The organism is Paracidobacterium acidisoli, from assembly GCF_003428625.2.
In the GTDB taxonomy this organism is placed as follows: Bacteria; Acidobacteriota; Terriglobia; order Terriglobales; family Acidobacteriaceae; genus Paracidobacterium; species Paracidobacterium acidisoli.
Window position 1 is genome coordinate 531,006 of sequence record NZ_QVQT02000002.1, and the last position, 21,600, is coordinate 552,605.

The 21,600-nt window shown below is 53.2% G+C and carries 13 protein-coding genes; 6 read left to right on the forward strand and 7 right to left on the reverse strand.

Going from position 1 to position 21,600, the window contains the following annotated elements; all coding sequences use genetic code 11:
* Window positions 1-17: 17 nt before the first annotated feature.
* The 5 genes from D0Y96_RS06105 to D0Y96_RS06125 all read right to left on the reverse strand — a co-directional run bounded on the left by D0Y96_RS06105 (window position 18) and on the right by D0Y96_RS06125 (window position 6,210).
* A complete protein-coding gene (locus tag D0Y96_RS06105) occupies window positions 18-1,037 on the reverse strand; it encodes a metallophosphoesterase family protein (protein WP_117298447.1) in 1,020 nt (339 codons plus the stop codon).
* A gap of 48 nt (window positions 1,038-1,085) precedes the next feature.
* Window positions 1,086-1,538, reverse strand: coding sequence for a hypothetical protein (locus tag D0Y96_RS06110; protein ID WP_117298448.1), 453 nt, complete (start codon window positions 1,536-1,538; stop codon window positions 1,086-1,088).
* A 57-nt stretch (window positions 1,539-1,595) separates the two neighbouring features.
* Window positions 1,596-2,606, reverse strand: a complete 1,011-nt coding sequence (locus D0Y96_RS06115; RefSeq protein ID WP_117298449.1) for a YncE family protein — start codon at window positions 2,604-2,606, stop codon at window positions 1,596-1,598.
* Window positions 2,607-2,715: 109 nt separating this feature from the next.
* Window positions 2,716-5,703 carry a TonB-dependent receptor gene (locus D0Y96_RS06120; RefSeq protein ID WP_117298450.1) on the reverse strand — a complete coding sequence of 996 codons (2,988 nt, stop codon included), beginning with the start codon at window positions 5,701-5,703 and terminating at the stop codon, window positions 2,716-2,718.
* 36 nt (window positions 5,704-5,739) lie between these two features.
* The gene (locus D0Y96_RS06125; protein ID WP_252263513.1) at window positions 5,740-6,210 is read right to left on the reverse strand and encodes a hypothetical protein; all 471 of its coding nucleotides are present in this window, start codon (window positions 6,208-6,210) and stop codon (window positions 5,740-5,742) included.
* 298 nt (window positions 6,211-6,508) lie between these two features.
* On the opposite strand from D0Y96_RS06125, the gene D0Y96_RS06130 reads away from it, so the two are divergent.
* The 4 genes from D0Y96_RS06130 (at window position 6,509) to D0Y96_RS06145 (ending at window position 13,178) form a co-directional block, all read left to right on the forward strand.
* Entirely contained in the window at window positions 6,509-7,183 is a 675-nt protein-coding gene (locus D0Y96_RS06130) for a response regulator transcription factor (RefSeq protein WP_117298452.1), read from the forward strand.
* Window positions 7,180-8,616: an ATP-binding protein gene (locus D0Y96_RS06135; protein ID WP_117298453.1), complete on the forward strand. Its 1,437-nt coding sequence runs from the start codon at window positions 7,180-7,182 to the stop codon at window positions 8,614-8,616. Before D0Y96_RS06130 ends, D0Y96_RS06135 begins: the two co-directional genes overlap by 4 nt.
* A 503-nt stretch (window positions 8,617-9,119) precedes the next feature.
* Window positions 9,120-12,083 (forward strand): TonB-dependent receptor, encoded by a 2,964-nt coding sequence (locus tag D0Y96_RS06140; RefSeq protein ID WP_117298454.1) that lies wholly within the window; start codon window positions 9,120-9,122, stop codon window positions 12,081-12,083.
* Window positions 12,084-12,179: 96 nt separating this feature from the next.
* Window positions 12,180-13,178, forward strand: coding sequence for a hypothetical protein (locus tag D0Y96_RS06145; RefSeq protein WP_147324935.1), 999 nt, complete (start codon window positions 12,180-12,182; stop codon window positions 13,176-13,178).
* Window positions 13,179-13,290: 112 nt separating this feature from the next.
* Here the strand turns inward: D0Y96_RS06145 and D0Y96_RS06150 are convergent, their stop codons facing one another.
* Window positions 13,291-16,863, reverse strand: coding sequence for a TonB-dependent receptor (locus D0Y96_RS06150; protein ID WP_252263514.1), 3,573 nt, complete (start codon window positions 16,861-16,863; stop codon window positions 13,291-13,293).
* A 165-nt stretch (window positions 16,864-17,028) separates the two neighbouring features.
* Between D0Y96_RS06150 and D0Y96_RS06155 the strand changes: the two genes are divergently transcribed.
* Both D0Y96_RS06155 and D0Y96_RS06160 read left to right on the forward strand, forming a co-directional pair.
* Complete coding sequence (locus tag D0Y96_RS06155) at window positions 17,029-18,477, forward strand: sensor histidine kinase (RefSeq protein WP_158562248.1); 1,449 nt, start codon at window positions 17,029-17,031, stop codon at window positions 18,475-18,477.
* Window positions 18,474-19,169: a response regulator transcription factor gene (locus D0Y96_RS06160; protein ID WP_117298457.1), complete on the forward strand. Its 696-nt coding sequence runs from the start codon at window positions 18,474-18,476 to the stop codon at window positions 19,167-19,169. Before D0Y96_RS06155 ends, D0Y96_RS06160 begins: the two co-directional genes overlap by 4 nt.
* A 39-nt stretch (window positions 19,170-19,208) precedes the next feature.
* Here D0Y96_RS06160 and D0Y96_RS06165 read toward each other — a convergent pair whose 3' ends face one another.
* Entirely contained in the window at window positions 19,209-21,524 is a 2,316-nt protein-coding gene (locus tag D0Y96_RS06165) for a GH92 family glycosyl hydrolase (protein ID WP_252263515.1), read from the reverse strand.
* Window positions 21,525-21,600 lie beyond the last annotated feature (76 nt).

Consider the following 21,600-nt stretch of genomic DNA (forward strand, 5'->3'; position numbering starts at 1 on the left):
TACGCAGGCTTTGAGATTTACTTCGCGTGAATCGTAAACTCGTCCCGATCCTGCCAGGTTGGGGTGTCGGCGTTTACGTCTGCCAGTCTGTACATTGTGGCGTGCAGTGTATCTCCGTCCAGAACGAACTTGACGTAGTGATAATTCGGAAAATCATTGCTCTGATAAAGATCATCCGGGGCACGATCAACGCGAACGGGAGAAGCTCCGCCTCCTCCAGAGACCAGATAGGTGACATCCCCTCTTAAAAAGCGTTCGTAATTGTGAATGTGCCCTGCACTCACAATTATTTTCGCGCTCAGCTGTGGAGCTACACTCTCCAGGTAGTCGCGCAGCGCAATTTCATTGGGCCTGGGGTTATGACTGACGTTGTATCTTGTCTGAAAGTCAGCAACAGGAGGATGGTGCAGGCTGATAAAGACAAACTTTGTGCTTTTGGACAATCCCTTCAGCTGTGCATCAAGCCACTTCCGCTGATCACTTTCAGGGAGCAGCGATGTATTGCTGTCGAGAGCGATCGTATAGATTGCTTTGCTCAGTTCCACCGAATACCACCGGCGGTCCTTCAATTCCGGAAATGCCGCCCACCAGTGATCCAAAGCCTGCTGCGGGTCCCCATGAAACTCATGGTTTCCTAATGCCGGATAGACATGGATATGTGCATCACGCCAGGGCTTCGACTCGGTTTTGTATACCTCATAATCGTTCACGTGATCGCCACTGTAAGGAACATCGCCATTCAGCAGAACCGCATCGGGTTTCTCTTCCGCGATCTTCTGAACCAGCCAGCGCCGTGCCTTCGGGCTGGTCACCTTGGTATTTTCAGGATCGGTAAAGCGCTGATCACCATAGACGATCACCGTCGTCGTTTTGCTTACTTTGGATACGCGAAAGCTGGGACCGCTGGTACTGATCAGATTTGAAGTCGGAAGATCTTCCGGCCTGACCTTCGTCGCCTTTGTCTCCTGTGCTGTCAGAGAGAGCGTTGAGCCCACAAACAGGGCCGCACATAAAAGAATACTTTTGCGATTCAACATAAATGTATGCTCCGGTTAACTTGATAGCGGATGGATCGATGCCTGTAGCTACAGAAACAGTATGGCAAGTGGAAATAACATTCCGGCCAGTACGGCCAAACACGTAATCCTGCGGTCTCCGCCGTATAGAAAAGCCATAACAATACCTAGGAGGGTCGTCGCAGCCAGGGCTATCGACATAACAAATACAAAACACTGCATTACAAATTTCGACCCTGACTCTTTCGGCTTCCTGGGCATTGGTGCATTTCGAGTATCTCCGGCATCGTCTGCCGGCTTTTGTGCTTTTGGAGCGGGGAGCGCAAGCGTCTGCTTCTTATGAATCTGCGCCATCTCTACAATCCATCTCGGGGGAACATAGCTGCTTCCGCGAGTCGTCTGATGCCAGCCCATAACCTGCATTGCGCCGCTGAAGGCAAAAAAAACAATTGCCGGGGCAAATAACAACCCAAGATATCGATGGGTTACTCTTATCGCTTTTATGACTGAACTACGCTGCATCGAGATTCATCCTGATAACAATTTTCCCGAGAACGGTGCTGTTATGCGATGATGGCGCTATTTGCCGACGACCAGAACGCAGAAGGTGCCATCGGTGATCGTCTTCTTTGGCTTTTGCGCCGGATCGGCGGATGGAGTCGATACGACAGTCGCCGCAGAAAGAAATATCTTTCCCGTCTTCGAATCGAATGCCATTGTTTTTGCACTGGGCTGGGTTGTCACCGAGTCTTCCGCGGCATAGTCATTCGCAGACTTCTCCCGAATAACGGTCAGATTACCCTCACCGTTCGAGAAAAAGATGAGACGCTTTTTTGCATCAAAGCCGGCGGCGTCGGTACCGGACCCGGTAGGAAGGCTGGCGATTTTCTTGCCGCTTGTCCCATCCAGCACCTCCATGGTTTTGTTGTGGCCGCCGACGAAGACCCGATCGCTTTTCGCATCGACCGCGAGGCCCGTGGGCGCTTTCACATCTTCAAGCGGAAAGTGCTGTTTCACTTCAAGAGTCTTCGGATCGAAGACTGCAACCTCATTTTTATCTTCGAGAGCGACATAAATGAGGCCATCCTTACCTACGGCAGCTCCCTCTCCATTGCCGCCGACGTCCACTGTTCCAGTCACATTGCCGGTTGCTGCATCGATAGCGGTAATGTCGTGAGAGTGGTGATTGTTCGTAAATACGCGCTGCGATCCGGGATCAAAATAGATACCGTCAGGTCCCTTGCCGACATCGATCTTCTTTATGACCGACAGCGTCCCCGTATCGAACATGGTGACTTTATCTTCCTTACCATTGCTGGTGAAGCCGTGCTTCAGCTTCGAAGCAATCGCAATTCCGTGGATGCCCGGTGTGTCTTCGATTGTGCCGACTACTGTCCCCGTATCCGCATCGAGAACATTGACACGCACACTGTGTGAGACATAAAGACGGCGTGCTGTGCTGTCAATTGAGATGTAATCCCATCCCTCATTGCCCGGAACGGGATACCGCGTCTGTACTTTGTAGTCCGCCGCCTGAGCGCTGAAACAGCAGCTCAGAATGAGTGCCACAAGAACTGCAGATTGCTTCATGATCCTGCCTTTCCATCTGATCGAGCCCTTGAAAAGCGAGATTCGTTCCCAGGGCTGAATGAATGGGGCTCCGCAGAAAAGCTGCGCAGCCCCTCCAGAGGTTTCTAAATCAGAATTCCGCCTTCAGGCTGAACTGCAGCTCGCGGGGAGTTCCTGTTCCGGTGGCGTTTGTGCTGTAGGCTTTCGTGATAAGACCGTAGGTTCCCGATCCGAAGGTAGAAGCCGGCGTGCCATACTGCGCACGGTTCAGGACGTTAAAGGCCTCCGCACGGAAGTTCAGGCCGACCCGCTCTGTGAGAGCAAAGCGCTTTGTGAGCGCCGGATCGATCTGCCAGATACCAGGGGCACGGACCGCATTGCGCCCAAGGTTTCCCCACGTGCCGGATGCAGGAGTCGTCAATGCATTCGCATTCAGCCACTCCTGGGTCGTCTTATGCGAGGGATAAAGGGGCACGCCTGGAACGCGATTTGGGCGTTGCCCTTTGTTGATCTCATCCGGCAATGCAGTCGCCGAACGGCTCATTGTGATATTCACAGGAAGACCGCTGCGGGCGGAAGCGATGCCGCTCAACTGCCAGCCGCCAAGGAAGAGATCTGTAATTCGGGAAGAGTTGTTCAGAAAAGCGCGCCCTCTGCCAAAAGGAAGCTGATAGATGGTGCTCATCCTGAAATATGAGCGAACATCCTGGTCGCTCGAAGAACGCTCACAGGCGAGACAGTTGTTGTTCTGCGGTGTGTCCGCCTCGCCGCCGCCGATACCGCCATCATCGATGGAATGCGACCACTCATAATTTGCAGAGAGCATCCAGCCGGTTGAGAAGTTACGCTGAATACTGGCCTGCAATGCATGTGTATACGCGTCAGCGGAACTGTTTTGATAAGGGATGGTCGAGTAGCCTGCGTAAGTGCGCGCATTGGTCGCCTGATTGATGATCCCGTTCAGAGTAATGCTCGAAAAAACGTGTGTCGCTCTGGTGCCGAAATAAGCCACCTGGGCGATGGTCTGACGAGCTACTTCCTGCTGAACCGAGAGTGTCCATTCATTCACCGATGTGATCTTGCGATGAATGGATGCGCCTGCCGGGCTGTTGCTGTGCGTCGCAACGCCCAGCCCCGATGGAACCGGATAGCCGAAGCCCGGCGCCTGCGCCTGCGTCAAAGTATATTTTGTAGCCAGGTTGCCGATCGGCTGTCCCAAGCCTCCAAACTGACCGAAGCCGTCATAAATACCAAAGCCGCTGCGAAAGACAGTTTTCCCGTTGAAGATTGCCGGCGACCAGATCACGCCGACACGCGGCGAAAATTCGAGGTTGCTCTGGTAGTACCAGGGTATGTTGGAAGGGCAGACCACATTCGGGCAGTTGATTGGATCAACGTTAAGGCCACGCCCCAGAACTTCGTGATCCACTCCAAAATTCTCATAGCGCAGTCCAACGTTCAGGTTCAGCGTCGAGCCCAGCTTGAACTGATCCAGAACGTATCCGAAATATTCCGTGAGCCGCTGCCCGGTTACCGGAACAGCGCCGGCATAGCTGTCGGAATCGATCAGATTTTTGAGGAAATCGTCCGGAGTACCCTTCTGCTCCGGGCCCTGATAGGAAATCGTCTCATCGGGAGTATTCGGAGACGCCTTGTTTTCCTGTACCCGGCGTACGGTGATGCCCATCTTGATCGTGTGCCTGCCGCGCAGCAGCGTGGCGTCATCGATGCCGGTAAAGGAGTTATCGTTGCGCACAGACCCGCTGGGAGTATCTATTCCAGTGAAAGGCGCGATCTGCAGTGCAAACAGAAATGGTGTATCTTGCCCCTGAGCAAATTCGGCACGGTCAAATCCGTATCTTGCATCATTCAGGAAAGTCGGCGTGAATGTATTCTGTATGCCGATCGTGGCGTTCGGTGTATTCAGATCGTTGAACGCAGTCGACGGAGTAAAGGTATCCGGTGCTGTTTCCGTGTAATGATCCGTGTTGAAACGCACAAAGGCGTTCATCCGGTCATTGATGTGATAGTCCGCACGGACCAGTCCCGAATCCTCATGTGTCACCTCGGGTCCGCTGCCGTACCACGTCATCTGGTCGACGGAGCCGGCAACCGGAACCAGGCCGATGGGAAACGCATTGATCAGAGGGGCCAGCACCGGCTGTTCAGCCGCAACCTGTGCCCGATACGCCGTGCTCGGAACGGTGCCGCTCAGTGTCTGATTCAGGTTCTGTCTGAGAGCTTCATAATTGGCAAAGAAGAAGAGCTTCTTCTTCACGATCGGGCCGCCGATGTTCGCGCCAAAATTATTCAGACGCAGCGCGGGAAGCGTACCCTGAGCATTCCATGGGCTGGCGTCAAAGACGTTATTGCGAATAAATTCCCACGCGGCGCCATGATAGACATCTCCACCACTTTTAGAGACGATTTCAATCTGGCCTCCAACCGAGCCGCCCTGATCGGCACTATAGGCAACGCCATTTGCGCGAAACTCTGCGATAGCCTCCGTCGACACCTGCAGGTGCAGGTCTACCTTCTGATACTGATGGTTAATGCCTGAATTATCGACACCGTCGAGGTGCCATGTATTGTCTTCGTCCGAAAGGCCTGCAGCACGCACGTCCTGCTGTGTGCCTGTACCGGAGTCAATCATGCCCGGTGCAAGCGAAACCAGGCCTACGTAACTGCGGCCATTCAAAGGAAGGTCCTGCGCCTGTCTTCCGTTGATCACGCCGCCGATTTCAATCGACGATTTGGACAGACCGGAATCAGCGCGGACGTTCACCTGCACCGACCCGCCCGTAACAGACAGCTTTGCATCCAGCGTGCGAACCTGGCCCACATCAAGGCCCACGTGCTCAAAACGCAGCGATGCAAATCCATCTGCTTCGACAGAGACGTCGTAGTCTCCCGTAGACAGCGATGTTGCCGTATACACGCCGGCATTATTGGTTTTAACCGGGGTCTCCACACCGGTCGCGTTCGATCGAATCAGAACATCCGCATTGACAACCCTTCTTCCGGACGGGTCGGTCACAGTGCCCGTGATGGTTCCGCGATCGGTCTGGGCCATCACAGGCAATGACGCAAGCAGGAGAAACAGGAGCAGCCTCTTCATAAAAGTCCCTCTTTCCTTTTTGTTTGTGACCCGTTATCAGGGCTGATACAGGGCGGCCTTGTTTGGAATCCGGGCCTGAATTTCATCGCGAATCGCAACACCGATCTTCAGTGCTTCCTGCTCGTTGTTCGCTTTGGAGAAAGGAACTTCCATCACAACAAATCCGCCTCCAAGGTCTCCTCCGCTCGCATCGGTCATCGGGATCAACAAATCGAAGATCTGATCCTTCTCCACACGAACGGCAGTCGGCTCACCGGTAGCCAGTTTTTTCAGATCGCCTGCGGATGATTTCTTGCCATTTTTAGAGCGTGTGATGTTCGCGATAATGACGTTGTCGGTTTCGCCTGGGGGCACTGCGTGGATACCGAGCTTCACGATGTCGTCGTGATGCGCCTTCACGCTGTCGACCAGGGTCTGTGCGAAGGGGGCGTGCACGTGCATGTAGGTGGATGGATCCTGCGGCGGAGTCTTTTGTGCGTGCAGCGTGGCCGGGACAAGGTTAAACATCAGCATGCATGCGAGAGCACTTCTTACGATGAATTGAGACACTTCGGTTCCCTTCCTGATTTAAGTCAACGTTTGAACTGGCGGCGTCGAGTGTTTGCCCTGCAGAGCAGCGTCTTTTGAGATCTCTGTCGATTTCAGACATCATCGAAAGACCTGCATCGGAACGATGTTGAGAGCGGTTGCAGTAGGGCTATTCAAGCCGGGGAACCTTAGACCAACATTAGAAAAGTCGAGCTGTCATCCAAGATTCACACTGCTTCAGTGAAATTTTCATATTCACCGGTTCTGATTACGCTCTATGAATGTTCTTGTCATTGAAGACGATGCGCGTATCGCTAACATTCTCAGGAAAGGCCTGCTTGAAGATGGCCATCAGGTGGAATTGTCTTATCGAGGCGATGAGGGGCGCGACCTCGTAACGAGTGAGCACTTTGACGTCGTTGTTCTCGACGTTATGCTGCCCGGTGTCGATGGATTCAGCATTCTGAAGCATGCCCGCACCGCAAGGCGCGCCGTTCCAATTCTGATGCTGACGGCCAAAGACTCCATGATGGATATCGTTCACGGCCTGGATCTGGGCGCAGACGATTACCTCACCAAGCCTTTTCAGCTTGAGGTTTTCCTTGCCCGCGTTCGCGCAGTGGGGCGGCGTGGTCATATCCCGCAACAAGTTCAGCTTTCTGTTGGAAATCTGATCCTGGACAGGAACAACAGGACAGCGTCGCGAGGTGAAGAGCAGATCGAGCTCACCAGGAAGGAATATGTAATTCTGGAATTACTTATGCGACGCGTAAATCAGGTGGTAACGCGTGATCAGATCATTCAGGCCGGCTGGGGATACGACGCAGATGTAAGAGACAACACAGTCGACTTCTATATGCACAGTCTGAGGCAGAAGATTAACCGGAAGGAGCAACCAAGCTCGATCCGCACAATACGGTCTCTTGGATATTTGCTGGAACATTCTGAATGACATTTTCTGTTCGCTCATTGCGTATCCGTCTGGCGCTTCTATATGCCGTCTTCATGCTGACGTCGATGATCTGTCTCGGCATCTTCACCTACTGGTACTTCAGCAGCGTGCTTGCCAGTTCCAGAGAGCAAACGATGGTAAAGCGTGAGGAGAGACTCATCGCTTTCGTCAACACATGGCCGAAACATGATACCTCTCCGACTCTCGCAGAGAAGCTCCATCAGCTCAGCGTCGCTATTGCAGAATCAGATACGATTCAGGTGTACGATCTCCATGGAAACCTTCTCTACTCCTCTCCTGGCCCCGATATCTACAAAGTAGACTGGCCCGGAGGTACGTGCGTTCATCCATGCGCTGCTGTTGTTCAGAAGGCCGGTCATACCATTCGTACGTTGAATCACGTTGTGACACTTGATGGTCAGCAGGTACGGCTTTCCATAGCGGGAACCACCGATGAACACTCCGATGTCGTACGCCTGATACGAAATTCCTATCTGATCTCCTGCCCTCTGTTACTTTTCGCGTCCGTGGCCGGCGGATTTCTCCTCAGCCATCGTGCTTTGAAGCCCGTTCATCGCATCACCAGCGAGGCGCGCACAATCGGAATTCAGGATCTGAAGCATCGTCTTCCAGTTCCAAAGACCGGTGATGAACTTCAGGTTCTGGCAGAAACATGGAACGATCTCCTGGCGCGTCTGGAAGCGGCTGTCAGACGGCTGACACAATTCACGAGCGATATCTCGCACGACCTGCGCACCACTGTCACCGTGATGAGGACAACGGCAGAGTTTGCTCTCAGAAGAAATCGCACCGAAGACGATTATCGGGAAGCTCTGAGCACCATCGCCATGGAATGCCATACCACGTCACGGCTTCTTGATGATCTGCTCGCCGCTGCCCGCGCCGATATCATCCAGCGAAATATAGAATGGGAGCCTGTCGATCTGTCTGAGATCAGCCTGGAGGTCTGTGAGCACCTGCGTGCAAATGCTGAGACAAAGCATCAGACGCTCCGTTCCCATCTCTGCAGAAATGCCTGGACGCGAGGCGATATCTCGATGCTTCGCCGTTTGCTCAATATCCTGCTCGACAACGCCATCAAATATACCCCTGAGGCAGGCACAATCTTTGTTGACCTGGAAAAGGCAGGCGATCGATTTGAGCTCAGTGTAGGCGACACCGGAATTGGAATTCCACCGGATGCACTGTCGCGAATTTTCGACCGCTTTTACAGAGTGGACGAGTCTCGCAATCAGGATGACGGAAGCAGCGGGCTTGGATTAGCAATCGCCAAATGGATTGTGGAAGCTCACAATGCGACGATCCGTGTGACTTCTTCTGTTGGAGTTGGCACAACCTTTACCGTCTCCATACCTGAACAGTCGCACGTATTTTCTTCTGAATTGCCCAAGTTAAAAGCCGTCACCATTTGAAACTCTCCTCACGCCATCCTCACCGCTCGACATAATCCGGCTTCATACGCTCTCCGCGTGATGAATGGCACCAACGCCGCATCTTGCAATGAGATGGACACCGCGTAATAAACGCCAGTGAATATAAAAAGTTCGCTGCTGCGCCATAAATCCTGCATGACAATTCCGCTTTTCTAAGGCTGAGCTAAGGTTCGTCGGCTTGAATGACTCCACATCGTGAGTCATCAGCCGAGAGCGTGCTGGTGCCTCACACAGACTCCCTGGCCGGGATTGCTTGTGGTCGAGCTGAAGCCGCAGTAGCTCTTTTGTACGGCACGGAACTTCAGCCGCTCATTCCGATTCTCTACGTCCACACCGCACGACTGTTTGCCTGCGGCCAGGGCCGCACTTGCAGAGGCGCTCAGAGCGTGGCGGCGCACACAGTAACACCGGATCGGGCCTGACATTATGCTGCGTTACCGCAGCTCTGCGTACGAACCACAACGAAGGAAAGAAGGACTGTGATGAAGAAGCTGTTGTTATTTCTCCTGCTCGCATCATTGCCAGTGATGGCGCAGACCGACCGCGGTACTTTAACGGGCACCATTACCGACCCCTCCGGCAGAAGAATCGCAGGAGCGGAACTTGCAATCACATCGTTTCGAACCGGTCTGGAAACATTTGTCAGCACAAATAAGTCCGGTGTTTACAGCGCGCCGTCTCTCGAAACAGGAACGTATCAGGTAAGCATCGAAGCACAGGGTTTTACAACGCTTCGGTTTAACAACGTCGCCCTCGACGTGGGACAGATCCGGACGCTCGACGCAAGGCTCTCTGTAGCGGGCGGCGTTACAGAGATCAATGTGCAGCCCGACTCCGGTCTGTCCAGATCCTCGGGAGAAATCGGTGGCGTCGTCCATGGCCAGCAGGCGACTGATCTGCCCATCAATGGGCGCAGCTTCACTGGATTGATTTCTTTGATTCCGGGAGCGATTGATTCGGGCACGGGACAGATGCAGGATGTTCGCTTTGCAGGACTGTCCGATGAAGACAATGTCTGGCATCTGGATGGAGTCGACAATTCCGGTATCAACAACTCATTCGTCGACGTCAATATGCGCCTGCTCGTTTCCACTGAGGCTATTGCGGAATTTCGAGCAAACAGCGTTGCCTACAGCGCAGACCAGGGCGGCGCTCCTGGCGGGCAGATTGAAGTCTCCTCTAAAACGGGAGGCGATAAATTCACCGGCGCTGCCTGGGAGTTCATTCGCAACAGTATCTTCGATGCTTCTCCCTGGGACTCGGCTGGCCAGCTCCCCGCTTTGAAGTACAACGATTTCGGAGCGAATCTTGGCGGGCCAATATTGAAGAAAAAACTATTCTTCTTTGTTAACTACGAAGGATTGCGTCAGGACATTAATCAGGTTCTCAGCGGATTTGTACCCAGCACAAGCTTTCGCGCAGAGGTAGCGGCAGATCAGCCCATACTGGCGCCTCTCATCGATGCTTTTCCCCTTGGCCAGGTACCTTACAGTGCCGAAGTCACAAGATGGTTCGGAAGCGGGCCTCAGGTGACGCAGGAGAACTCAGGACTGGCGCGCGCAGACTGGCACATCAACGATAAAATGAGTGCCTTCGCACGCTTCAATACGGATGCATTCACTCAGTCAAAACCCGATCACATCAACCCTCTCACAGGCTTTCATAATGAAAGCGAGCCTAGTGCCGTCATCGGTCTGCAAAATACTTTCTCCCCCACTTTTCTGAATGACTTCAGATACGGTTTCAATCGGACGGTATCGCTGGAAGGGCAGACTACCCCACTCCCGTTTTTATTATCCATCTCTCCTTTCGTTACGCTCGACACCTCCAGCGGAACTACGCGCAACGACAATACCTTTTCCTTTATCGACGACGCCACCTTTCAGCACGGACGGCACACCATCAAGGCGGGCATAACATTTCTCGCCATGCAGGAGAACAAGGCATCGCCGAACAGCCCGGACTGGGAACTGACCTATAACAGTACTCAGGATTTTCTGAATAATGCCATTGACTCCGATTACTACCGCGGCGCCAACCCGTTAACCGGCGCTCGCATGAAGGAGACATACCTCTACGTCCTCGATCAGTTCAAGGCAAGCCAGACCCTGAATATGAATGTGGGGCTCCGCTATGAATATTTCGGTCAGGATCACGAGGTTCAGGGACGAGGTGTCAGTGTTGATCCGCTGCATTGTCCCGATGTGATCTGCCCTAAGTCAGTTCCCTGGTATTATCCCAATCTTCTGGATTTTTCTCCGCGCATCAGCGTGGCATGGGCTCCTGAAGCTCTGCACGGCAAGACAGCGATACGAGCCGGCTTCGGCATCTACTACGGCAACGGCCAGTTTGGCAGCCTTGGTGACCCCATCGGCAACATCAGCACTGATTACACGCTTTATAACGTCAGCTACCCTGTATATCCCGATTCAGGCGTCGGACAGTCCAGCAACAGTCCTACAGGTGCAGACATCCACCGTAAAGACACCGCGTCAAACGAGTGGACGCTGTCGATTCAGCAGCAGGTTGCGCGTCAGACTATCTTTCAGGCAGCTTATTTCGGGACCGCAGTCGAACACGTCTTCAATGACACAGCGATCAATGGCGTAAATCCCGTTACCGGACTGCTTCCCTACCCCGGCTTTGCTCCCGGTTTCGAATACAAGGAATTTACAAACCACGCCAGTACAAATGCGTTTCAGGCGAGTCTTCAGCGCAACTTTTCAACGGGCCTGCTGCTCTCGCTCAATTACGAGTTCTCTCACTCGATCAACAATGGCGGCATCGGCGGTGGCGAATCGGACACACCGCAAAACATCAACTGTCTGCGTTGTGAGCGCGCATCGAGTGATCAGGACATGCGTCACTACTTCACGGCGAGTTCCGTATGGCAGCTCCCCATTGGGAGAGGGCATGCATTTCTGGGGGGCGTATCCCGCTTCACAAACACGTTCATCGGAGGATGGCAGCTAAGCACGATCCTGTCTGCACGCAGCGGTCTGCCTCTCAATGTCACCGTAAATCGCGATACCAGCGATCTTCCTGATCAGCTGAATCAGAATCAGCGTCCCGATCGTGTTCCGGGAGTGCCTCTCTATCCCAGACACAAAACCACCGATCTCTGGCTGAATCCGGCAGCCTTCGCTCTTCCGCAAACGGGTACGTGGGGTAATCTTGGACGCAATGCAGTCCGCGCACCAGGTGTCTGGCAGATCGATCCTTCCCTTTCGAAGCACTTTCCACTCGCGGATCAGATAGGTCTTACGTTTCGCGCAGAGGCCTTCAATGTTTTCAATGGTGCGCAGTATGGGCAGCCGAACACGAACTGGGCGCCCGGTGCGGACAATCCAAATGGCTACGGCCTCATCTCCAGTTCCTACAACACAAGCCCCACAGGAACAGGAACGCCGCGTGAATTACAGTTTGGCCTGAAGCTGGAATTTTGATCATAACGGGCCATACGGGCTGCGGATACATCATCCGCAGCTCGTCACATTACACGCCATCGCTTTTCAAAAACACCTCTATAACAGGGAGACGTCATGAAAGCTGCAGCTTTGTGTATAGCATTGTCCGTCTTTTCCGGAGTAACAGTACAGGCGCAAAGGCCAGTGACGCCGGGAGCGCGAACCATACTTCTGGCGCATAATGCTTATCCGGATCACGGTAAGTACGAAGACCGGCTCGATCGCGCCATTGCAACCGGCGTACCGTTTGTTGTCGAGGAAGATCTCGCGTGGATCGATGGAAAATCGCTGCTGATCCACGGCGCAAAAAATGCTTCAGGCGAAGACCCCACGCTGGAGAGCTATTTCTTCCCGAAGATAAAGCCCCTGATCGAAAAGGCACTGCAGGAGAGAAATAAGGGAAACTGGCCTGTCGTCACTCTCTATCTGGATATCAAGAACGACCCGCCTGAGCATCTGCAGGCAATCAATGCCATTCTGGATCGCTATCAGGACTGGCTGACTACAGCAGTTAAAACCGATGATCTCTCAAAACAGTCTCCGCTCAGGCTGCGCCCAATGATGGTGCTGGTCGAAGACAAGCAGAATGACATCAAGCAGAAGTTCTTCTATGACGACCTGCCTGTCGGGGGAGCAATTCGAGTCTTCGGATCAGTAACCAAGCCGGCGGAAAATCCGAATCACCTTCCGAAACAGGAGTACATAGATAGCCTTGCATCTGTGCCTCCTGAGCAAATCGTCACCGGGCACGCGGACAATTATCACCGGTGGTGGGGTCTCGACTGGTCCTATGTGGAGAAAGGCGGAGAAGAGCACAGCAACGCCTGGAGCGCAGAAAAGGATGCGCGGCTAAAGCAGTTTGTGCGTTACGGGCACAAGCTTGGTTACCTGATGAGCTTTTACTGCCTCGACGGTTTTACTCAGGATAATAATCAGGGATGGGAAGCCGAATATAATTTCGGATCTCCTGATGCAGTAATGCCGAGGTGGAAGGCAGCTATTCACGCAAAGGCAGACTTCATTTCCTCGGATGATTACGAACATCTCTCTCATGAGATTCAGCAGGGGCAATAAACCGGGATAAAGAATCGACGCATCGCTTTCATGCGCAAAACCCCGAGTCCGATAGCCGGCAGACCTGAACGGACTGCTCCGGTTATCGGACTCGATGAATTAAAGCGCATTGCTAGAAATCAATTCTCAACGCGACCTGACCCGTGCGGTTCCCGGCATTATTCGCCGTTTGTACCGACGTCAGCACACCAAATGTAGAGGGATTACTGACATCCGTAGCCGGGATGGCAAAGTTTGCACGATTAATCACATTTGTAAATGTCGATTCAAAGCGCATCTTCATGTTTTCGCGCAGGGTAAACTCCTTCGCCAGACCTGCAGCAACGGCTGCCGTTCCCGGTCCTTCCACAGAACCTACTGATGCATTGCCGGTTTGCCCAGGAGCGGTGTCCGTAGTGAATGCGTTGATATTAAAATACTGCGCTGCACTTCGATGAGCCGGAGTAGCTGAGACACCAGCCACTCTGTCCGGCCGTGCAATTGTTCCTCGCTGCGCAATGCCAACGCCCGAAGTGTCAAGCGCAGGGCTCATCGTTGGCGTCAGCCACAGTCCCGTTTGCAGCAGCGTAATCGAGTTAACGTTCCACCCGCCGACCACGGCATTCACGAACCGGTTTCCGCTGCGCCATGCGCGCCCGGTACCGAATGGGAGCTCATAGGTCCCCGTAAGCAGCAGGCGATGGCGAGGCGTTCCCTCTACGTTGCCGCGATCCGCAGGAATATGGAATCGATCAGAAACCGCATAGCCGTAGTAACTCTCAATAGCAAACCCGTTGGGCGCATCGCCCTGTACGTCGCTGAGGCTTTTTGTCCAGCTGTAATCCGCCTGGAAAGTCAGACCGTGAGACAGGCGATGCGAGATCTCTGTCTGCAGGGAGTGATAAGCAGTCGAACCGAGATTCGCGGACTGGAAGATCTCTGACCAGTTTTGAAATGGTGCGCGCGGATCAACCCACCCACCCGCAGGAACGTTATAGCCTTCAGTATTCTCCGGAACCTGATTCAGATCGATAGTCACATTCTGCCTGTGTCCTTCCATGCCGACATAGCTGACGCGGGCAGCCGTGGAAGAGGTGATCTCATGCTCTACAGTCAGATTCCACTGAATAATCTCCGGATCGCGATAATTCGGCGCATCACCCTGCTCCAGCTCGCCGCCTCCATACTGCACAGACTGGCTCTGGGTAAGCACCATGGGAAACTGGAATTGAGGCGCGCCATTGACATTATTTTGATAGGTGTGAACTGAAGCCGTGGGATTGCTGGACATATTAAACGCCAGTGGTCCAAGATTTGTGACAGTAAACACACCAAAGCCGGCACGTATCACAGTTCTGCTGTTGGAGAACGGGCGGTAAGCGATACCGATACGCGGGTCAAAATTGTATTTATAGTTTTGACGAAGACTCTGCGGCACATGAGCCTGGCTTGCTGTCTCAAAGTTAGAGCACGGAATACTCATATTGCGTCCCGGAAGCGAACAGGAATTGAACGACTGCAAAAATGCCGGAACCGCTCCTATTCCGTGCTGCAGCCTGTCCGGAATCACAACAGTATTCGTGGCAGAAAGAAAGTTAGCCATATTACCGATCTGATCCTGGAACCCCGGCAGATATTCGTAGCGCACACCTGCATTCGCGGTAAGGTGATTATTGATTTCCCATTGATCCTGCCCATAGAAGCCAAATTGATTGGCGCTTCCGTCGTCGCGCGGTCCGGTCACCGCAAAATATGTAGTATTGGGCAGCCCAAGCAGCAAATCTCCGAATGAGCTTCCCGTAAAGACATTCTGGTTAAACGTAAATAAGCCGAAATCATCGGAGGCCGTTTCCAGAGACGGTGTTATGTAATTGACGATGCGATAATCGATTCCCGCACGTATAGTGTGGCGCCCCTTCGTTAACGTGATATTGTCCGTGAGCTGCTTCGTATTTGATTGCAGTACGCCTGTGATATCCCGCCCGATGGTGGAAAATCCCGTTCCATCTGAAAAGTTAATGGCCGGAAATCCTCCCTGTGTTGGATGGTTGGTTGTGTTGATCTCTCCCGGAGCGGAGCCAGTCGCAAAGCCCAGACCATTCAGCGCCTGCGTTCCTTCTATTGGGAAATCCGGGTTAATCAAAGAATGGGTAAAACCGAAACGAAATTCATTGACCAGCCGCGGAGTAATTGCATAATTATGCGAAACCAGAAAGCTGCGATCATGCTCCTCATCTGCATCATCCGGAAGTAGTTGGTTGAAGACATTCGTCACCAGATTCTTCCAGCTGATGCGTGCATAAATCTGCTGTTTGCTGTTTATATTCTGATCGATGCGCGCGTCGAACCCATTGCTGCTGCCTGGAATGGGAACCAGCGTCTGATAGTTGTAACCAAGAGTGGCACCATCCAGACCAGGTGTTGGCAGCGGATAATAATGATTCAGCAGCGCCAGCGCTGTTGGGTTAATACACTGCGAAGGAATTGTATTGTTCGTGAACGGTACTCCCGAGCAGTTATATCCCGCAGGCAAAGGATTACTCAGAGTTCCGTTTCCGCCGGATCCGATGGGAAGACCATTCAGATTACCCTGGCGCTGCGCAACCGTCGGAACAAGAAGATATTCCGGGTTCGAAGTACTTCTGCGGTTCCCTTCAAAATCAATAAAGAAAAATGTTTTGTCTGTGCCCTGATAAAGATGAGGGATGATAACCGGGCCGCCCAGACTTCCTCCAAAATCGTTATAACGCTTTGGAGCTTTGGTACCGAATCCATAGACATCCGCGTCCAGTGCATCGTTCTGCAGATATTCGAACAGGCTTCCGTGAAACACGTTGGAGCCGCCTTTGGTCGTGAACGTTACATCTCCAACCTGGGCAAACTCTGCACTGTTGTTGAAGTCGGTGGCCTTTACTTCCGCCACGCCTTCCATTGACGGATATGCATTCTTCAGAGCGCCATTGTGAAACACGTCTGCGGTCGAAATGCCATCGACCGAGTAGTTCACCATGTTTGCAGTGGCGCCGGCGAGTGCAATATTTCCCTGATTATCCTGCTGCACGTTTGGCAGTAGAGAAAGAGTCGCCAGAGGGCTTGAGGAAGAGGCGCGTGAGTTAAGCGGCAACTGCACCATCGCCGAATTATCCTTTGCGGAGTCCAGCGTGGCCTTGTCCGTGCTGATCATCGTTGCGGTAGCGGATACCTCTACCGTCTGCTGCGCACTTTGCACATTCATCACCACATTGATACGCGCCGTTTGCCTGGGCGTAAGGTCGAAGGCCGAAACCTGTGCATCTGCAAAGCCAGCGGCTCTTGACACAATGGAATAATGGCCGGGCTTAAGGTTCACGAACTGAAAGTCGCCGGTAGCGCTCGATATAGTTGATCGGTCGCTATTGTCATCCAGAGAATGCAGTACCACAGTTGCACCGGGCACTACCGCCTGTGTGGCATCCTGTACGGTTCCTACCACACTTCCAAATGTTGACTGCGCAAAACACCGGCCAGAATAGAAAAGCATTGCAAGGATCGCGATCGCGATTCCCGTAACTCGGAGCCTGTGCACCGATGCGTTACGATCATGTGCTCCGGAACGCAGCTCGCGGCTTTTCTCAGCGTCATGAAGCGACTGCTGCGTCTGCTGTGCTCTCAGACAAACAATTGCCAGACCGTGAAATTCCTCCGCTGAGTTTTTATGCGTATTCATGTAGTTCTCCTGACGGGTATTCATACGGTTCATACCCGCCATTTACAGGAGAAAACGCGAGCCACAAGGAAGGCATAAAAAGAGAGCAGCCTGTTCCCTTTACAACTCCGTTGCCAACTCCATATGACTTTCTTATGAGTTTCGCTCTTATACTGCATGGAAGAAATGCATGTCGCCGCTCATGCGCGTATCCGTTCCATCGCTTTAGTTTTGCTTGCTTCTGCTTTTCTCATTCTTTTCGGCATGGTTTCAAACCGTTATCTGAATCTGGCATCCACCATCTCGGTATATCTGTTCGTCACTCTGGCGGTAGCGGATCAGGCTGGCTTCATACAGGCAAGCATTGTTTCTGTTGTTGCAACTCTGTGCCTTGAGTACTACTTTGCCCCGCCACTTTTCAGCTTTCGCGTAGACCGCTCTGAAAACTGGGTGGCACTTGCCACGTTTGAAGGCGTGTCGCTGATCGTGAGCCGCCTCTCTCATCGGGCACATCGTCATCAGGCTATGCTGGAAAAGCAAAGCACAGAGCAGAGAGCACTCTATGAGCTTTGCCGCGATACACTCCTTCTCGACTGGAAGCAGGCACCGGAGCGACAGCTATGTGCGTTGATTACAAGAAGCTTTCCGCTGCGGGGCGTCGCTTTATGGAATGCATATGAAGATACGATGTCGCGTCACGGAGAGGCTCCGGACGAGGAGAACACCGTTAAAGCTGTCTACTTCAATGAGCGAACCTATGACGATCCCACGCGCAATGCGTCATTTCGCGTCCTTTACTTCGGAACCCGCGCGGTAGGCGCACTGATGTTATACGGGCATTCGATGGACTCATTGAGTGTCAACGCTGTCGCCTCCATCGCAGCCATGGCAATTGAACGTACCAGATCGCTCGCTGTCGAGCTGAATCTGGAAGCAGAGCACCAGTCCGGGCAGCTGCGCTCTGCGTTGCTTGACGGGCTGGCACATGCATTCAAAACGCCTCTTACCACCATCACGGTTGCAAGCTCCGGACTCCTTGCGGCGGGTGGTTTGAATGATCGTCAGATCAGCCTTATTGACCTTATCAATCGCGAAGCTACACGGCTTGGTCAGCTGACCACCAGTCTGCTGCATGCCTCCGAACCGGCATCATCACGCTTCGTTTTTTGTGAACGGCAAACTGATCTCCGCACATTGATTCAGGGCGCGATGGACGAGTGCGAACCCGGGCTTGCTACCAGGCATACCTCTCTCGACGTGGCTTCAAATATCGGTAATATCCAATGCGATCCACGATTACTGTCGCTCGCGATTGTTCAGATCCTCGACAACGCGGCAAAATACGCTTCACAAAGTTCGCCTGTAAGTATTACGGCGAAGCTTAAAGAATCTCAGATTACGCTGCGCATCCATAATGAAGGCTCATATATATCACCCGAAGAGCAAGGCAGGATTTTTACGCGGTTCTATCGCAGCCCATCCGTGGAGCATCGCGCTCCCGGCACAGGCCTCGGTCTTTCGGTAGCTCAAAGAGCCGTGGAGGCACATGGCGGAAGAATTTCCATCGAGAGCGACAAAGAAACCGGCACGACATTTGTGATTTCAATCCCCGGAGACACGGAGAGATCAGCATGACGGCATCAGGCTCTGTATTAATCGTGGAAGACGATCCGGCTTTGCGTCAAAGCCTGCACAGCACGCTCGATGTAGCTGGATTTAGTTGTCATGAAGCATCTTCAGGCGAGGACGCTCTGCTCTCACTGCGCCACAATACAATCGAGACCGTACTTCTTGACATCAATATGCCCGGCATTGGAGGGATGGAAACCTGTCGCCGAATACGCCGAGCGTATCCATTCCTTCCGATTCTTGTGCTCACCGTCCGCGACCAGGAAAAAGATAAGATCGATGCCCTTGATGCCGGGAGCGATGACTACATCACCAAACCGTTTCAGTTTCCGGAGTTAAGCGCACGCCTCCGTGCTGCAATCCGCCGCTACCGGATCAAAGCAGATACGCTGGACGGCCCCATCGTCGTCGACGACGTCACCCTTGATCCAGCCACTCGTCGTGTCATGCGGCAAGATCGAGAGATACGTATGACGCCGAAGGAGTTCGATCTGCTTCATACGCTTATGCAACACGCCGGGCGCCCTCTATCGCACCAGCGGCTGCTCACTCTCGTATGGGGTCCGGATTACGGTAACGAGAGAGAATATCTGCGCACCTACGTCAGTCAACTGCGGCGCAAACTGGAAGACGACCCGGCCCATCCTGCATATCTGCTGACGGATAACTATATCGGTTATCGCTTTCGCGAACCATAGGACATGCCATATTTCGGGCCAACGCCTGAGCCGGCTTACTTACTCCTGTTGAGACTTTGCGGCAGCACACGGCGGCGACACAGCGTCTGACATCGATGGCGGAGGATTGGTTGTGCCCCAGCTGTCAGGTGCTGACCCCATATTGAAGATCAACGTTCCGCCATCGACAATCTGATTGTGCCGGAACCATGAGGTATCAAGCGGTTTGCCGTTCAGCGTTGCAGACTGTATGTAATGGTTTATGTGCTCGCTGTCCAGGTTGCGAGCAATAATGCGAAGCGTCTTTCCGGAAGCAAGATGAATATTCGCCTCGGGGAAGCTGGGCGTTCCGATCAGATAGAAGTCCTGGCCGGCATCAGGATAAAAACCAAGCGACTGAAATATAAACCAGCTGGACATGGCGCCTGAATCATCATTGCCCGGAATACCGCTTCGCTGATCGGTGAACGCCTTTTCGAGAAGCGCATTCACCACATCGGCAGTCTTGTCAGGACGTCCGGCCCAGTTATAAAGGACCGGAATGAGAAAACCAGGCTCATTGGTCACATCGAAATGCTTTCGATAAAAGACGTTGTCCAGCCGCTTCACGAAAGTCTGGTCTCCGCCGGACAATTCGATCAGTTTTCGCACGTCCTGAGGAACATACAGAGAATAAGTCCACAGGTCGCCTTCGTAAAAGAAATCCGGCCAGGTGCCGCGAACCTGCATATCAGGCGCTGCCCAGCTTCCATCAGGGTTACGTGGGCGAAGAAAACCACTGAATCCCTGCACGGTTAGGTTCTTGTCCCACAGGTGTTCCCAATTGTGAGCGCGACCAGCGAAGAGCCTGCCCTCGTCGGGATGATTCAAGCCGCAGGCGACTTCAGCAATGGCAAAATCATCGTAGGAATACTCAACCGTGCGCGAACCTGAACGCTCGTCAGCCAGCGTGATGTAACCTTTCGCGTTGTAATCAACGATGCCTCCGCGGCCTTCCTTTTGCGGATTAGCCGGCGGCACCGAGGCATCCTTCAGCATCGCCTGGAAAGCCGTTGGGTAATCGATTCCCTTCAGCCCCTTTACCCACGCGTCAGCAACAACGACATTGGCGTTACTGCCGCCCTGCGTCCTGCCATTGTCATTACCGCTGCGGGCATCCGGCATATAACCGGTATGGCGATAGATATCGATGAGCGAACGGATCAGATCGCGCTGCCTGTCCGGAGCGATCAGCGTTAGCAGCGGCCCCGAGCTGCGGAATGTATCCCAGATCGCATAGTAGTCGTCGTAATATGGCTCGTTCGATTTCCAGAGAGGATTTTCTCCGGTGCGATCGGAGGGCATAAGCATGGTGTGATACATCGCGGTGTAGAACTGGATGCGCTTTGAATCTGTCTCTCCATGCAGATCGATCTTCGACAGAGCCTGATTCCATAGATGGACCGAAGCATCGCGGATGGTATCGAAGCTCCATCCAGGCGCTTCCATTTGCACATTCCGGCGAGCCTGCTCCGTACTGATGAAGGAAATGCCGACCTTTGCCTGAATGGTCTGATGAGCGCGGGTGTGAAAATCGAATGTGAGGCCGAGAGGCTGATCGCTATTGATTACAGCATCTTTTTCAGTGGTCATCGCACCACCAGCCCACGTTCTTGCACCGGCCGCTGGTGTATCGAGAACCATATAGAAGTAGACCCGATACTCGCCACCCTTGTTCCAGCCGCCTGCATAGCGGCCCATACCTTCCGCTTCGTGACCGGAAATTAAATGAACCTCTCCGCCTAAAAAACGCTGCGACTCTGAACCAGGTCCCTTGTCGAGGCAATGATCGATGCGCACCGTAAGATGCGATTGAGCAGAAGCTGGAAACGTATAGCGGTGGAAACCCACACGCCGCGTCGACGTCAGCTCGGCCTGCACGCCATAGCGCGTTAATGTGGCTGCGTAATAACCGGGATGATTGACCTCGCCGGTGCGCGGCGATCGGATATCGGCGATATCGAGTGCACCGGTCACGGGAGCGACAAGAACATTGCCATATTTACCGGAGGCTCCGCTGAGGTGCAGATGGCTGAAGCCTATAATGCGGCCTCCGCTCATATATCCAAAGCCGGAAGGGCGACCGTCAAAACTCTCCATATCCGGACCCAGCTTGACCATGCCAAAGGGCACAGCAGCACCGATAAAAGTGTTGCCGCCCCAGTCCACGCCAAGAAAGGGATAGACATCATGCACATGGTCCGGCACCGATGCCTTGTTCTGAGCAGGTGCTGCATGACTGTATTCGATGCCAGTCATACAAAGGCAGAGAAAAATGAAAACAACAGCTCTTAAATCCAGACCAGCACCAGATCGCACCGTCGATACCCTCTTCATTTTTTATGAACTGTGAAATGCGAATGCGCAGAGGCCTATCGCCCCTCCGCGCATTCCCTGTTTAGCAGGACGAAAT

Excerpts from the sequence above, each read along its gene's own strand:
- D0Y96_RS06105 (WP_117298447.1), bottom strand. The coding sequence starts at position 1,037 with ATGTTGAATCGCAAAAGTATTCTTTTATGTGCGGCCCTGTTTGTGGGC.
- D0Y96_RS06110 (WP_117298448.1), bottom strand. The coding sequence starts at position 1,538 with ATGCAGCGTAGTTCAGTCATAAAAGCGATAAGAGTAACCCATCGATAT.
- D0Y96_RS06150 (WP_252263514.1), bottom strand. The coding sequence starts at position 16,863 with ATGAATACGCATAAAAACTCAGCGGAGGAATTTCACGGTCTGGCAATT.
- D0Y96_RS06130 (WP_117298452.1), top strand. The coding sequence starts at position 6,509 with ATGAATGTTCTTGTCATTGAAGACGATGCGCGTATCGCTAACATTCTC.
- D0Y96_RS06120 (WP_117298450.1), bottom strand. The coding sequence starts at position 5,703 with ATGAAGAGGCTGCTCCTGTTTCTCCTGCTTGCGTCATTGCCTGTGATG.
- D0Y96_RS06160 (WP_117298457.1), top strand. The coding sequence starts at position 18,474 with ATGACGGCATCAGGCTCTGTATTAATCGTGGAAGACGATCCGGCTTTG.
- D0Y96_RS06165 (WP_252263515.1), bottom strand. The coding sequence starts at position 21,524 with ATGAAGAGGGTATCGACGGTGCGATCTGGTGCTGGTCTGGATTTAAGA.
- D0Y96_RS06155 (WP_158562248.1), top strand. The coding sequence starts at position 17,029 with ATGCATGTCGCCGCTCATGCGCGTATCCGTTCCATCGCTTTAGTTTTG.
- D0Y96_RS06115 (WP_117298449.1), bottom strand. The coding sequence starts at position 2,606 with ATGAAGCAATCTGCAGTTCTTGTGGCACTCATTCTGAGCTGCTGTTTC.
- D0Y96_RS06140 (WP_117298454.1), top strand. The coding sequence starts at position 9,120 with ATGAAGAAGCTGTTGTTATTTCTCCTGCTCGCATCATTGCCAGTGATG.
- D0Y96_RS06135 (WP_117298453.1), top strand. The coding sequence starts at position 7,180 with ATGACATTTTCTGTTCGCTCATTGCGTATCCGTCTGGCGCTTCTATAT.
- D0Y96_RS06125 (WP_252263513.1), bottom strand. The coding sequence starts at position 6,210 with ATGTTTAACCTTGTCCCGGCCACGCTGCACGCACAAAAGACTCCGCCG.
- D0Y96_RS06145 (WP_147324935.1), top strand. The coding sequence starts at position 12,180 with ATGAAAGCTGCAGCTTTGTGTATAGCATTGTCCGTCTTTTCCGGAGTA.